The organism is uncultured Roseovarius sp., from assembly GCF_913057115.1.
Lineage (GTDB): Bacteria > Pseudomonadota > Alphaproteobacteria > Rhodobacterales > Rhodobacteraceae > Roseovarius.
The window spans coordinates 18,887-32,089 of sequence record NZ_CAJXNN010000012.1 but is presented as its reverse complement, the minus strand read 5'-3'; the positions used below and the strand labels follow the sequence as shown (position 1 = coordinate 32,089).

The window sequence follows — 13,203 nt, the reverse complement described above, 5'->3', positions numbered from 1 at the left end:
ACGGCACAAGTGTGCAAGGGAATTATGGTGGGGGGTAAGAAAATTTCGCAACAACTGCTTCCATTGGCACGATAATTTTGTAAAAATATAAACAGTTTGCTGTTGGGGTTTGTAAAAAACTCTGCATTCCGTAGCGGAAACCCTGTGAATCGTTAGGATTTTGGAAATGATCGACAGCACCATGATCGGCACGCGCATCAGAGAAAAGCGCATGTCAATGGGCATTCGACAGACGGAGTTGGCAAAAGCAGCGGAAATCTCACCGTCTTATCTGAACCTTATCGAACACAATCGTCGGAGAATCGGCGGCCGAACTCTATTGAAGCTGGCGGACGCGCTCGAGGTGGAGCCGGCGCTGCTTTCCGAAGGAGCAGAGGCGACGCTCATCTCTGCTCTGCACGAAGCGGCTGGAGCCCAGAAAGAGCATCAGGCGGAGTTGGCTCGTACAGAGGAATTCGCAGGCCGTTTTCCGGGGTGGGCGCAACTTGTGGCAAGCCTGCACCAAAGAGTCGAAAGCGTCGAGCGAAGCGTGCAAAGCCTAACAGATCGAATGGCGCACGATCCCCATCTTGCGGCATCGCTTCACGAAGTGATTTCGACAGTGACGGCAATCAGGTCAACAGCGTCGATTCTTGCCGACACGCACGAAATCGAACCCGAGTGGCAGCATCGGTTTCACAGAAATATCGGCGAAGACAGCCGGCGTTTGGCCGAAGGTGCGCAAGCGCTTGTGCGCTATCTTGAAGCGGGGCCGGACGGCGATGCTGAATTCCTGTCGCCACAGGATGAATTGCACGCGGTTTTAGATGAGGCGGGTTATTCCTTCGCGGCGATCGAGGAAGCGGCTGATCCCGTCGCGGCGGTTGCGAGGGTCGAGGATGACTTGTCCGAGAAACTGGAAAGTGCTTCCTCGCGTCGAATGCTGCACTTGGTCTTGAAACAATATGCCTCTGATGTGGGGCGTGTCTCATTGCTGAGCCTGCGGACGGCTCTGGCCGCCGAGGGGCTTGAGCCTGATGCCTTGGCGCGCCGTCTCGGCATCGGTTTGCCGTTGCTCTTTCGTCGGCTTGCGACGCTTCCCGAGGATGAGGTAGGCCCCATTGGTCTGATTGTTTGCGACAACTCGGGAAGCTTGTTGTTTCGCAAATCCATTGATGGATTTGGAACACCCAGTGTGGCAGGCGCTTGTGCCTTGTGGCCAGTGTTTCATGTCATGCGCCAGCCGGGTGCGCCCATCAGAGTTCACCTGCGGCAAGCCGGGCGTGTGAATGTCAGCGTTTTGGCAATGGCCGCAGCCGAGCAAGTGACGCCGCCGACCTTTGATCAACCCGCATTGACGCAAGGCTATATGCTTTTGCTGCCGGAGCGAGATGGTGATGCTATCCCGTCGGTTGATGTCGGTATCACATGTCGGATTTGCCCGCGCGAAGACTGTGCGGTTCGGCGTGAGCCATCCATCATATCGCAGGCTTTTTGACTTGTCGTCCAAGTTTCACGATAAATGAACTGCCGCAACAGGTGGTGACATCGGAAGGGGAGGCCGATGGCATGAATAAGAAAGTACTTCTTATTGAAGATGAGCCGAACATCATTGAGGCAATCAGCTTCATTTTGTCTCGTGACGGGTGGGACGTCAAAACACATGCCAATGGTCATGACGCGATGGATGCCGTTCGCGACCGCGCCGCGGATCTGATCATTCTGGATGTGATGCTTCCGGGGCGCAGCGGTTTCGACATACTCAAAGATATTCGTGCCGATGGCGCGCTGTCGGACACACCGGTATTGATGTTGACTGCACGTGGGCAGGACAAGGACAGGGAAATGGCCGCACGCGTGGGCGCCAACCGATTCATGACAAAGCCCTTCTCGAATGCCGATGTGCTGGAAGCCGTGCGATCCATGGTCGCAACATGAGCCCGAAGCAAAGACGCATGCCGGTCTTCGTAGAGCGAAAAACCTATCGCCGGCGTCGTATGGCGGATGGCGCGCGCATGCTGCCAATATTGGGCGCGCTGTTGTTTTGCATGCCCTTGCTATGGGCTGTCAGTAGTCCGCCGAAGACAACGGTGACGATGTTTTATCTCTTCTTGGTCTGGATTGCTCTGTCCGTGACCTCGGCGATCATCTCGCGGCACCTGCACGACGATGATAACGGATCACAGAGCGATGCCGAAAACGGGGGGCGTTGAATGGCATCGCTGAACGTTCTCGTTCTTGTATGTTTGATTTACGTGATCTTTCTGTTTGCCGTCGCATTCGCGGCGGATCGTGCCGCCTTGCATGGTCGCGGTGCTTGGCTTCGGTCGCCGATTGTCTACACTTTGTCCTTGTCGATCTATTGCACGGCATGGACTTTCTACGGTGCGGTCGGCTTTGCCGCACGTTCGGGACTTGAATACGTCACGATCTATCTTGGCCCCACCCTTGTTATGATCGGCTGGTGGTGGACGCTTCGCAAGATGGTACGGATTGGGCGCAGTCAGCGCATTACCTCCATTGCCGATTTGATTTCCTCTCGGTACGGAAAGTCCAACAGTCTGGCTGTCTTCGTTACGGTCTTGGCTGTTATTGGCACAACGCCTTACATCGCGCTGCAACTGCAGTCTGTGACGCTGTCTTTCAGTATTTTCGCGGAAACTGACATGATCAGCGGAGGCCCCTCCAGCCAGCAATCCACCGCTTTCTGGGTCGCCTCGGGCCTTGCGGTTTTCACGATCCTTTTCGGAACACGGAACCTTGACGCGAATGAACGGCACCATGGTGTGGTCATGGCTATCGCGTTGGAGGCTGTCGTGAAACTCTTCGCGCTTCTTGCCGTGGGGGTCTTCGTGGTTTGGGGATTGTCTGGGGGCGTTGCAGAGACTTTGGCTCAGATCGACGCATCGCCAATTTCTCAGTTTGAAGTGACCAATAGCCGTTGGATCGGTCTTACGATGTTGTCTGCCGCCGCGTTCATCTGCCTTCCACGGATGTTTCAAGTGATGGTCGTCGAAAACGAGGACGAAGGCCACCTGCGCACAGCGTCATGGGCTTTCCCGGCCTACCTGATGGCGATGAGCCTGTTCGTCGTACCTATCGCTGCCGTCGGCTTGGAAAGATTGCCGGCAGACGCGAACCCCGACCTTTTTGTGTTGACCTTGCCGTTGCAGGAAGGCCGTGATGGCCTAGCCATCCTGTCGTTTTTGGGCGGGTTCAGCTCGGCGACGTCAATGGTGATCGTGGCAGCCATTGCCCTTTCTACAATGGTGTCCAACCACATTGTCATGCCCATCTGGCTTTGGATGTCGGGTGAAAGCGCCATGGTTTCCGGTGATGTTCGTAGCGTGGCACTCTTGGCGCGGCGCCTTTCGATCGCCGGGATCGTATTCTTGGGCTACTTGTATTTCCGCGTGTCCGGCGGCGGTGCAGCCTTGGCGGCGATTGGGTTGATTTCGTTTGTCGGTGTCGCTCAGTTTCTACCGTCCCTCATGGGCGGGCTCTTTTGGCGCGGGGCGAACCGAGTCGGAGCGATTGCTGGCTTGGTCGTCGGTGCCATGGTCTGGATGTACTCCTTGTTCCTGCCCAGTTTCGGCGACACGGTCTTCCTGCCTCAACAGGTCATCGAGAATGGTCTATTCGGGCTGTCGTGGCTGCGTCCGCAAGCCTTGTTCGGGGCCGAAGGCCTAGACCCTATAGTGCATGCGGTGATGTGGTCTTTGCTGCTCAATACATTCGTATTCTTTGTCGTCTCGTTATTGAGCTTCCCGCGCCCCATAGAGCGGTTGCAAGGGGCACAGTTCGTGAATGTTTTTCAACACTCGGGCACCGCCGGGTCTTGGTCGGGTGGATTGGCGCAGAGCGAGGATCTGCTCATTATGTCGCAGCGAATCATGGGGGCGAGCGAGGCACAGGCCTTGTTTGCGGGGGCTGCTCGGCATCAGGGAATTGCCGGCTTACTGCCTGAGCCAACTCCGGATTTCCTGCAACAGCTTGAGCGCGAATTGTCAGGCTCGGTAGGGGCGGCTACTGCACATGCGATGATCAGTCAAATCGTTGGCGGCGCGACCGTCTCGGTTGAAGACCTTATGGCCGTCGCCGATGAAACCGCACAGATCATGGAATACTCCAGTCGGCTCGAAGCGAAAACGGAAGAGCAAGCGAGAACGGCAAGGCAACTGCGCGAGGCGAACGAAAAACTCACTCAGTTGTCCGTACAAAAAGATGCGTTTCTCAGCCAGATCAGCCATGAACTTCGCACGCCAATGACCTCCATTCGGGCGTTTTCGGAGATCATGCGGGATACGGAAGGCCTGACCGAGGACGAACAGAACAAGTATTCCTCAATCATTCATGACGAGGCCGTGAGATTGACACGCCTTTTGGACGATCTTCTTGACCTGAGCGTTCTGGAAAACGCCCAGGTTGTCTTGAACTGGCAAACCGGCAATCTTTCAGAGGTGCTTGATCGAGCGATATCGGCCGCAGGCGTGAACGAACCCGGTTTCAAGGTTGATCGAATACGCGCCAAGGAGCAACTCGAACTCAGATCCGATTTGGACAGGCTGGCTCAGGTTTTCATCAACGTAATTTCGAACGCGCGAAAGTATTGCGATGCAAGTGATCCGGTTCTGCGGATACGTAGCAAGCAAAGCGGCGGCAACCTGATTGTGGATTTCATCGACAACGGCTCGGGCATTCCAACCGACAAGCAGGCCCTGATATTCGAGAAGTTTTCCAGGATCGGTGAGACAAAGGCCGGGGGGGCCGGGCTTGGGCTTGCCATTTGCCGCGAAGTCATGGCCAGACTCTCGGGGACGATCACCTATCTTCCCGGACAGAATGGCGCAGCGTTCAGAGTGACCATCCCGATTGACGTTGAGGCGGCGAAGGCGGCGGAATAATCCGGGGTGAAGTAATGTCTTGGTAACCAAACTGCCCTTATCCTCGGGATTGTAGGGCGCAAGGGCAGTGGCAGACACGTCAGTATGCAAGGCAATCAATCGGTCATACATCGCAAGGCGCAGGTCGCACGTGAAGAATTTGACGCGCGCGGCATGTCGACGTCCAAGGCATTGCGTCTGGGCTTGGCACGTGTCGCCGACGAATACTACGACTTGCCACTCGTGGTGAACACGGTTGAACAAAACCGGATCACTCAGACTACCTTGCAGGCGAATGTCGAGGATGACGGATTGCTGGTGGTGTTGGATGGTCCTGAACACCTGCGCGGAGGGCTGTTGCTGGACGCCCAATTTCTTGCCGCGATGATCGAAGTTCAGACAACCGGAAAGGTTCGCGAGGGACATGCTGAACCTAGACCGGTCACGCCAACGGATGCAGCCATATGTGCGCCATTCATTGACCGGCTATTCGAAGCGGTTCAACGGCAGTTGGCAGATAAGGCGCGATCGGAGCTCACAGGGTGTTTTCGTTTTGGCGATCGTGTTGAAGATGCCCGCGCACTCAGCCTTTCGCTCGACGCGCCCGAGTACGATGTTCTTCGCTTGTCAGTAGACTTGGCGGAGGGGGCAAAGAATGGTGTGCTGACGATCATACTGCCCATTGTTCCGGAACTGGCGACGGATCAAAGTGAAAAGGCGGCGAAATCCCACAGGCGGGATGCCGCCGATCTGGGCGAGGTTATAAGGAATGCCCCGGTGACGCTGAATGCTGTGCTTGCTCGGCTGGAAATGCCTTTGAAGCATGCTTGCAAGCTGCAAGTCGGTATGCGGTTTCCAATTTCACCGTCGGCGTTGAAAGACACGCAATTGACGGCTACGGGTGGGCATGTCGTGGCCCAAGTCGTTCTGGGGCAAGTCAATGGATTTCGGGCTGCGCGTCTGGTCTCGGGTCGTCACGGGCCGCTACCAAATGAGGCCGACGCGGCAGAGGGTCAATCTGACAAACTGGGGCAAAGTCAGGACATCAAAATGGTAGTGACCAAGGATGATGGGTTTGCAAGTCCTGCGGTTGCCAACGACATCTTAGCGCCCGATCAAGGTGTCGATACCGAGGCAGAACTGACCTGATCGAGTCAAGGCCAAACCCTGTCCGAAAGCAGGTTGATATGGGTCAAAGCGCGCGCTTTTTGCCCATGCAAGGTTATTGCAGGTCAGGAGGATGCTAATGAAAACGCCCGAGGATTTCCGGAAGATTCTGATGTCACGTTTGGCGGAATTGGACAGCCGTTTGCATGAAATTGAGGCAGAATTGGATGAGCCACACTCGAAAGATTGGGAAGATAGCGCGGTTGAACGCGAAGGGGATGAAGTTCTTGAGCAACTTGGGCAAAGTGGACTGGACGAAATAGCGCGGATTCGCGCAGCGCTTAAACGAGTTAGAGACGGGTCATTCGGGCAATGTGTTCAGTGTGGTGAAGAGATTTCACACGAACGACTGGAGACTCTGCCAGACACGCCACTGTGTCGCAATTGTGCCGCTGCGCTTTGACTGCCAATCCGAGGCTGCGACGGATTTCGTCTTGTGTGTTCGGGTTCTTGGTTGCGGTCAAGGGAAGATGTCTAGGGAGAGAGGAATGTCACAGTCACTCAAAGCGCTTGCGCAGCTTGTAGAAGAAATCGAAGCCGCCGATGCGAAAGATCGCCCGGCTTTTGAGCCGCGCCTTTCTCGAATGATCGACGATGTGGAGGCGGGCGGCGAGATTGTACCCGCCCGAGTGAAATGCCTCCATGAGGAACTGGTGAACGAGAAAATCGAAGCGCAGTTCGACAACATGCCGGTCTGAACCTGCGCGTGGCCTCGCGCAAAGCCTTGCGCGATGGGCCATACTTCGTACTAATTGCCCTTGAGACAAGTCGTCTAAGATGGGGGCAGTGTGGTTTCAGAGGTAAACGAAGAGCGGGACGACGGCATAGCGGTGCTGGAACTCAACCGGCCCGTGGCCAACGCGCTTGCGCCGTCTTTACGCAAAGAGCTTGCATCCCGCCTGACAGCGGCCTTTGCCGACCCCGCCGTAAGAGCCATCGTCCTCAAGGGCGCTGGGCAGGGGTTTTCCTCCGGCGTCGATATCACCGAATACGAGCGACCTTTGGAGGCGCCTAGGGTCGGTGACCTTTGCAAAATGATAGAAGACGCGCCCAAGCCAGTGGTGGCCGCTTTGCACGGATCTGCTTTGGGTGCCGGGTTCGAATTGGCATTGGCCGCACATGCGCGCGTCGCCGACCGTTCAGCTCGTGTTGCTTTGCCCGAAGTCACTCTGGGCTTGATCCCGGGGGCAGGGGGCACGCAACGCTTACCTCGGTTGACAGGCGCGCAAGTGGCTTTGGAGTTTTTGCTCGCGGGGCGCGCCACGGAGGCAAAAGACGCGCGTTTGCGCCGAGTTTTCGAGCGACTGGTTGATGGGGACCCTCTCGATGAGGCCAAGGCGCTTGCCAAAGACATGGCCACATCCGGGACGTGGAAACGGACACGAGACCGCGACCCGGGCTTGACCGACCCCGAAGGCTACCAGCAGGCCGTGCAAGCGGTAGCGGCGCGGATCGCTGCTTTGGACAGCGCTGAACGCGATATCGTGAAATGTGTCGAGGCTGCACTTCTTTTGCCCTTTGACCAAGGGATCATTTTTGAACGTGCCTTGTTCGATGATCGCATCAAGTCCCAGGCCGCTCGCGCTTCACGCCATGCCTTCGCGTCAGAGCGTCGGGCTGGTGTGATGCCTGAAATCGCCCAAGGGCAGGCGCGGCCCGTCCATCACATAGCGTTGTTGGGTCAAGGCGCATTGATGGTCGAGTTGGCCATCCTAGGCTTGGACGCAGGCCATGAGGTCGCCCTCGTCACCGGGGCCGATGCACAGGCCAAGGCGATCATGGACCGGGTCGCCGCGATCTATGACGCAGCGGTGAAGCGTCAACGCCTTCAAGCAACTGTAAAAGAACAGCGCTTGTCACGCTTGAAGAGTGCTGATCTTGCAAGTGCATTAATGCAGGCCGACCTTGTTCTGGATGATGGCGCGGTTCCGTTGCCGGATGACGCTCTGGCGCTGCGGCCCGGTGCCGTTTGGGCCAGCTTGCAAGGAGAAACGCCTGATCCCAAGCGTATCAGCACTGTTCAGGCAGCCGAGATGCATGTGGTTCTCAAGCACAGCCGTCCGGCGCATAGCACCCACCTGGTTGAGCTCGCCGTGCCAGGAGCAACCAGACCAGATGCCATTGCAACGGTTACCCGAAGTATGTCTGCGGCGGGGCGCACCACGGTCCGCAGCGGGCTTGTCCCAGGCTTGTTAAGCGGTAACCTGTTTTTTGCTTTGTTCGGCGCGGCCTTGGCGCTTTGTCGTGCGGGCTATGAACCGGACAGAGTTGACAAGGCGGCACACGACCTTGGATTTCGTAATGGGCCTTTTGAAACCGCTGACATTCTAGGGTTGCCGCAAGTGCTGAGCCGCCATGAAAGCCTTTCCAAGGCGCGTGGGCAAAGAGCACCCAAGGAGTTGGCAATACTTTCTGCCCGTATTGCGGCAGGCGCAAAGGGGCGCGCTGTCGGCAAAGGTATATACCTTTACGAAAATGGATCGCCGCAGTCAGACCCCACCCTGTCAGAGTGGCTGGCGGCTTGGCGACAAGACGGGCAGGGGCCCTTGCCCGATGGAGCTGATGTTGAGCGGGCTTTGCACGCTGCATTCGTCAATGAGGCGGTGCGGTTGATCGAAAACAAAACTGTTTTGAGAGCGGCTGACCTTGATGTTGTCGCGGTCAAGGGCATGGGCTTCGATCGGCGCTTGGGTGGCCCATTGCTTCAAGCGGATTTTCGCGGGGTGTTCTCGCTTTTTCAGGCCATGCAAAACCTTGAAGCGCTCGACCCGATGCTTTGGACTCCCCACGCGAAAATCCTGGAAATGGTGAAGAATGGCGAAGGGTTTTTCGGGCGTGTCGGTGAACACACGTCCTAACCCAACATGATGCCGACAATCACCATCATCAGGCCAAGAACGGATATGAATAGCGCGCCGGTGTTGAGGGGAACCACCTTTCTGACGGCCTCTCGCAGCGCATCTTCACTCAAACCCGACGTCCGGGCTTTCCAGACCTTGAAGATGCACCAGATCAGGCCGACAAGGCCAAGCAAGGACACCAGGGCACCAGCCCAAACAAGAATTTCCATACACGCCCCTCCAAGTCCTGCCTGCGCAAAATCGACTAGCTCATGAAACGAGCGACCGCAAGCCATCGGGCGAAGTTGCAGCTTGCAGCACCCGGGCAGGACAGGTAGGCAGAAGACCCACCGCAAATCATGAGGCGTGCCATGAATGACCTGAACCCCGATGCCAGTTATCGCGTGACTGCCGATGAACTTCGCCAGTTCATTGAGCGTTTCGAGCGCCTTGAAGCGGAAAAGAAAGACATCGCCGACCAACAAAAAGAAATCATGGCCGAAGCAAAGTCGCGCGGCTACGATACGAAGGTAATGCGCAAGGTGATCGCACTGCGCAAACGGGACAAGGACGATATCGCCGAAGAAGAAGCCGTTCTGGAGATGTACAAGGAAGCCTTGGGCATGAGTTAAGGTGAGAAGCCTACGGTGAGATCATGTTGATCCCGGGGATTCTCTCGATCTCGTACAGGTCCTCGTCGTAGCCTTCGGTCAAACGGTCGATGAGGTCTTCGGTCCACCCGGAGACGTCAAGCTCCTCTTCAATTGCCGTTTCCTCTGCAAACTTGTCCAGAAACGCGACGATGACGCGGCGTTTCTGTGCTTCGGTCATGCCGGGGTGCGCGTTCATGTAGCTACGGAAACGCGACACCCCCGGTTTGCTCATGATCTCGTACAAGAGCGAAAACTCGCCTTTGAATTCCGTGTTGGGATCGAGCCATGCGATCTCTCGGATGATTTGCCCCCAAATAAGCGGTGTATCCTCATTGCACCAGACCGTGATCGGAAGTTCTGGAAAAGCATGCCGTAATCGTCCAATCAACTCTGACCAGCGAACTGTCGTTGGTGCGGCTCCGTTCAGGTAATCATCCATGGTGCCCTGTGGCGCACTTTTGAACATTGCCGGTAGAAATGCTGCCGGATTGCGAATTGCGAGAAACAACTCGATCTGATCTCCCGCGAAGATTTGATGGAAGGCAGCCATGCGGGCATCTGCCGCTGAATAGAGCACCCCCCCAGACGCCGCCATGCGCGGCGTTCCGAAGAAACCGTGGTTCGACAATATGATACGGTCAGCAGTCTCGTCTTCAACGATGGCGTCATGGGCAACCTCGCGCGCTTCCGAAGACAAACCAGTGTCAGCCGCAGCATGCAGCATGTCGCGCAAGAGCTTGCGATACCTCGTGGGGCTTGGCACATGCGTGCCGCGTTCGGCCAGCAGTTCCCGGTTTGAGGCCAGACATTTTACCAGCCTGTCCTCGTCGGTCATATGCGCACCCGCATGAATAACGACCTGCATTCGTAATCCGTTCTGTATCTACTGAGAAACAGCGCCAATATAATGGCTTTCTCAGGCAGTTAAACCGCTTTTAAGAATGCGCGATTCCGTCTTGCATACCGTGCGCGTTCTGCGTATCCACGACGCCGTGCCCCTATAGCTCAGCTGGTAGAGCAACTGATTTGTAATCAGTAGGTCGGGAGTTCGAGTCTCTCTGGGGGCACCACGTTCAAAGCAGCTACTTTTCGGTAAGCGGTTCCGCCAACAGTGCCAAAGTGCGGCTGATGTCCTCGCGCGTCGTAAGCGGGTTGATCGTGCAAAGCCGCAGCGCACTACGGCCTTGAAGCGTCGTCGTGGACACCGTGGCAAAGCCGCTTTGCGATAACCGGTCGGCGCGTTTGCTGTGTTCGGCGGCATCGGCACCTTTCAGGGCAAAGCAAATGATCCCAAGTTGCGCAGGTGTCATCACCTTCCATGTGTCCGGATCGGCCCTTAACTGTCGTTCGGCCTCTTCGGCCAGGTCCATGCCGTTCTGCACCGCTTCGATGAAGGCGGGGGCGCCATACGTCCGCAAGGACATCCAAAGTTTGAGGGCGCGCGACCGGCGCGTCAATTCCAACGATCTGTTGCCGTAGTTCACGGCGTTTTCTGATTGCACATCTTTCAGGTATTCGGGGTTCATGGAAAAACACCGATCCAGTGCTCCGGGGCGGGTGACGAAGCACATGCCCAAATCATAGGGCTGGAAGAACCATTTGTGCGGATCCAATACGATCGAATCGGCGCGCTCCAATCCTTTCAGAACATTGCGACCAGCATCGGTAATGGCTGCAGGTGCGCCATAGGCTCCATCGACATGCAACCACATACCGTGCCTGTCACAGATGTCTGCAATGGCTTGCATTGGGTCGGCCGCCCCGGTGTTTGTCGTTCCTGCGGTTGCCACGGTCATCATGGGGCGACGACCTTGAGTGATGTCGGCCTTGATGGCCATGCTCAGGGTTTCGGGGCACATTCGCAGGTCACCGTCTGACGGCAGAATGCGGATGTCCTCATCGCTCAAGCCCATTTGCCGGAGATTGCGAGGCAGTGAGGCATGCGTCTGGTCCGTCAAATACGCCACACCGCGCCCGATTTCCGAGCGCGCAACGCTGAAGCCCGTGAAGTTGGCCAGCGACCCCCCGGACAGCAGGACACCTTCGGTATGGCCGGGCAGGCCCAACATTTCCGCCACCCAGGAAATGACGGTGTTTTCAATGATGGCTGGGCCAGACCCGCCGCCCCAACTGGCGCAAATCGTATTGAAACCCGTTCCCATCCAATCGCCTAGGATCGCAGCGAAGGATGCCGGCCCCGGCACGCGGGCAAAATAGCGTGGATGGTCACCATGCTGCATGTGGGTGAGGGCGACCTCGGCCATCAGGTCGAGCGAGGCGTCAGGGCTCATTGGCTCTTTCGGGAGCGCGCCGCCAAGTTTTTGCGCGAGTGTATCGGCATCCCCGGTGGTTATCACCGGCTCGGCATTGCGCCGTTCGAACCGATCCACCACCATATCCACCACCTTATGCCCAAGGCGCCGCATTTCATCCGCCGACAGGCCAAGAGTATCTGCGGGTATTGCAAAGGGGTCGTCACTGTAGGGCGGCTTGCGTTGCATGGGGGCTCCGGAGCTTTGGAATGTCCAAGGCTTCACCCGGATCGCATGGATTTGCAAGCCGTCACAGCCAAACGGCCTGTCTTGCTTTAAGGCGGCGCACCCGATCCTTGACATCCTCTGAAACAGGCCCGTGCCGTGGCATATCGAGAAGGGTCGTTGTCCAATGGCGCGGCCGGGGGCCAAGTGATTTTCGATGCCACTCCAACCCCTCAAGGAGCCTGCGGGCATTGCCCGGCAAGGTCGGCGGAATCTCAAACCCGTTCAAAACCGCCCAAAGCCCGGACCATAGGCGGGCAACCGACCACGGGTTATAGCCACCGCCCCCCAGCATCAGGAAACGCGGGGTCATCGGCCGTAGCATGCGAAGGGCGTCCAGGTGAGCGTTGTTCGATAACGCCAGCCGTGAAAGCGGGTCTTCCAAAACGGCGTCTGCACCGCATTGAAAGACAATCGCCTCGGGTCGATGCTGCGCAACTGCTGGCAAGATGACCTCATGCAAAGCAAGCGAGAAATCATCGTCATGCGCCCCCCGTGGAAGGGGCAAATTAATTGCCGTTCCCTTTGCCGTGTCGTCGATACCACCGGTGAACGGCCAGCGTTTTTCCTCATGCGTCGAGATCATCAACAGGCCGGGCGTTCCCGCCATGGCGATTTCCACACCGTCCGAGTGATGCGCGTCGATGTCGACATAGGCGACCCGCGAAAGACCATTCGCAAATAGGGCCTTGAGGGCCAAAACCGGGTCGTTGAGATAGCAAAACCCACTGGCGCGATCGGCCAGCCCGTGATGTGTGCCGCCGCCCGGATTATAAACGGCTCCGCCAGATATGATCATCTCGGCCCCCAAAAGCGATCCGCCTGCTGCTGTCGCGGGGCGCCTGAACATCTCCGGGAAAACAGGGTTTGACAGAGTTCCAAGTCCATGACGATGCTGGATGGTTTCTGTCACGGCTTGGCTGTCTTCTGCCAACTGTAAGGCGTCGATATAACGATCGGTGTGAAAGGCTTTCAGGGCCTTGGGACGTGCGCGCGGACTGGTGCGATACTGCGCGCTCGGGAGCCAGCCCATAGCCTGTGACAGGTCAATCGTGGTCGGAACCCTCGGGATTGATAGGGGATGACGCGGGCCATAACTCGAGCCACGATATACATTCGAGCCTATGAAAATGGGTCGCGTCAT

At 57.0% G+C, this 13,203-nt stretch carries 12 protein-coding genes and 1 tRNA gene; 9 read left to right on the top strand and 4 right to left on the bottom strand.

Going from position 1 to position 13,203, the window contains the following annotated elements:
* Positions 1-166 precede the first annotated feature (166 nt).
* The 7 genes from QZ498_RS07100 to QZ498_RS07070 all read left to right on the top strand — a co-directional run bounded on the left by QZ498_RS07100 (position 167) and on the right by QZ498_RS07070 (position 8,887).
* Positions 167-1,477, top strand: coding sequence for a helix-turn-helix domain-containing protein (locus QZ498_RS07100; protein ID WP_294621125.1), 1,311 nt, complete (start codon positions 167-169; stop codon positions 1,475-1,477).
* Positions 1,478-1,548: 71 nt separating this feature from the next.
* Positions 1,549-1,917: a response regulator gene (locus QZ498_RS07095; RefSeq protein WP_294621194.1), complete on the top strand. Its 369-nt coding sequence runs from the start codon at positions 1,549-1,551 to the stop codon at positions 1,915-1,917.
* A 275-nt stretch (positions 1,918-2,192) separates the two neighbouring features.
* The gene (locus tag QZ498_RS07090) at positions 2,193-4,883 is read left to right on the top strand and encodes a sensor histidine kinase (RefSeq protein WP_294621124.1); all 2,691 of its coding nucleotides are present in this window, start codon (positions 2,193-2,195) and stop codon (positions 4,881-4,883) included.
* An 84-nt stretch (positions 4,884-4,967) separates the two neighbouring features.
* Positions 4,968-6,011, top strand: a complete 1,044-nt coding sequence (locus QZ498_RS07085) for a FliM/FliN family flagellar motor switch protein (RefSeq protein WP_294621123.1) — start codon at positions 4,968-4,970, stop codon at positions 6,009-6,011.
* Between the two features lie 97 nt (positions 6,012-6,108).
* Positions 6,109-6,432, top strand: a complete 324-nt coding sequence (locus QZ498_RS07080; protein WP_294621122.1) for a TraR/DksA family transcriptional regulator — start codon at positions 6,109-6,111, stop codon at positions 6,430-6,432.
* Between the two features lie 85 nt (positions 6,433-6,517).
* A complete protein-coding gene (locus QZ498_RS07075; protein WP_294621121.1) occupies positions 6,518-6,727 on the top strand; it encodes a hypothetical protein in 210 nt (69 codons plus the stop codon).
* 90 nt (positions 6,728-6,817) lie between these two features.
* Positions 6,818-8,887: an enoyl-CoA hydratase-related protein gene (locus QZ498_RS07070; RefSeq protein WP_294621119.1), complete on the top strand. Its 2,070-nt coding sequence runs from the start codon at positions 6,818-6,820 to the stop codon at positions 8,885-8,887.
* Here the strand turns inward: QZ498_RS07070 and QZ498_RS07065 are convergent.
* Entirely contained in the window at positions 8,884-9,099 is a 216-nt protein-coding gene (locus QZ498_RS07065) for a hypothetical protein (protein ID WP_294621118.1), read from the bottom strand. The genes QZ498_RS07070 and QZ498_RS07065 overlap by 4 nt on opposite strands.
* 141 nt (positions 9,100-9,240) lie before the next feature.
* On the opposite strand from QZ498_RS07065, the gene QZ498_RS07060 reads away from it, so the two are divergent.
* Complete coding sequence (locus QZ498_RS07060; RefSeq protein ID WP_294621117.1) at positions 9,241-9,501, top strand: DUF2312 domain-containing protein; 261 nt, start codon at positions 9,241-9,243, stop codon at positions 9,499-9,501.
* Between the two features lie 10 nt (positions 9,502-9,511).
* On the opposite strand, the gene QZ498_RS07055 is transcribed toward QZ498_RS07060, so the two are convergent.
* Positions 9,512-10,387, bottom strand: a complete 876-nt coding sequence (locus tag QZ498_RS07055) for a hypothetical protein (RefSeq protein ID WP_294621116.1) — start codon at positions 10,385-10,387, stop codon at positions 9,512-9,514.
* A 129-nt stretch (positions 10,388-10,516) separates the two neighbouring features.
* On the opposite strand from QZ498_RS07055, the gene QZ498_RS07050 reads away from it, so the two are divergent.
* Positions 10,517-10,592 (top strand) — tRNA-Thr (locus QZ498_RS07050).
* Positions 10,593-10,604: 12 nt separating this feature from the next.
* Here the strand turns inward: QZ498_RS07050 and QZ498_RS07045 are convergent.
* Positions 10,605-12,023: a pyridoxal-dependent decarboxylase gene (locus tag QZ498_RS07045; protein ID WP_294621115.1), complete on the bottom strand. Its 1,419-nt coding sequence runs from the start codon at positions 12,021-12,023 to the stop codon at positions 10,605-10,607.
* A gap of 61 nt (positions 12,024-12,084) precedes the next feature.
* Positions 12,085-13,203, bottom strand: coding sequence for an acetoin utilization protein AcuC (locus tag QZ498_RS07040; RefSeq protein ID WP_294621114.1), 1,119 nt, complete (start codon positions 13,201-13,203; stop codon positions 12,085-12,087).

What these genes read in the sequence shown, in the direction of transcription:
- QZ498_RS07100 (WP_294621125.1), top strand. Translation starts at nt 167, where the DNA reads ATGATCGACAGCACCATGATCGGCACGCGCATCAGAGAAAAGCGCATG.
- QZ498_RS07095 (WP_294621194.1), top strand. Translation starts at nt 1,549, where the DNA reads ATGAATAAGAAAGTACTTCTTATTGAAGATGAGCCGAACATCATTGAG.
- QZ498_RS07090 (WP_294621124.1), top strand. Translation starts at nt 2,193, where the DNA reads ATGGCATCGCTGAACGTTCTCGTTCTTGTATGTTTGATTTACGTGATC.
- QZ498_RS07085 (WP_294621123.1), top strand. Translation starts at nt 4,968, where the DNA reads ATGCAAGGCAATCAATCGGTCATACATCGCAAGGCGCAGGTCGCACGT.
- QZ498_RS07080 (WP_294621122.1), top strand. Translation starts at nt 6,109, where the DNA reads ATGAAAACGCCCGAGGATTTCCGGAAGATTCTGATGTCACGTTTGGCG.
- QZ498_RS07075 (WP_294621121.1), top strand. Translation starts at nt 6,518, where the DNA reads ATGTCACAGTCACTCAAAGCGCTTGCGCAGCTTGTAGAAGAAATCGAA.
- QZ498_RS07065 (WP_294621118.1), bottom strand. Translation starts at nt 9,099, where the DNA reads ATGGAAATTCTTGTTTGGGCTGGTGCCCTGGTGTCCTTGCTTGGCCTT.
- QZ498_RS07060 (WP_294621117.1), top strand. Translation starts at nt 9,241, where the DNA reads ATGAATGACCTGAACCCCGATGCCAGTTATCGCGTGACTGCCGATGAA.
- QZ498_RS07055 (WP_294621116.1), bottom strand. Translation starts at nt 10,387, where the DNA reads ATGCAGGTCGTTATTCATGCGGGTGCGCATATGACCGACGAGGACAGG.
- QZ498_RS07045 (WP_294621115.1), bottom strand. Translation starts at nt 12,023, where the DNA reads ATGCAACGCAAGCCGCCCTACAGTGACGACCCCTTTGCAATACCCGCA.
- QZ498_RS07040 (WP_294621114.1), bottom strand. Translation starts at nt 13,203, where the DNA reads ATGACGCGACCCATTTTCATAGGCTCGAATGTATATCGTGGCTCGAGT.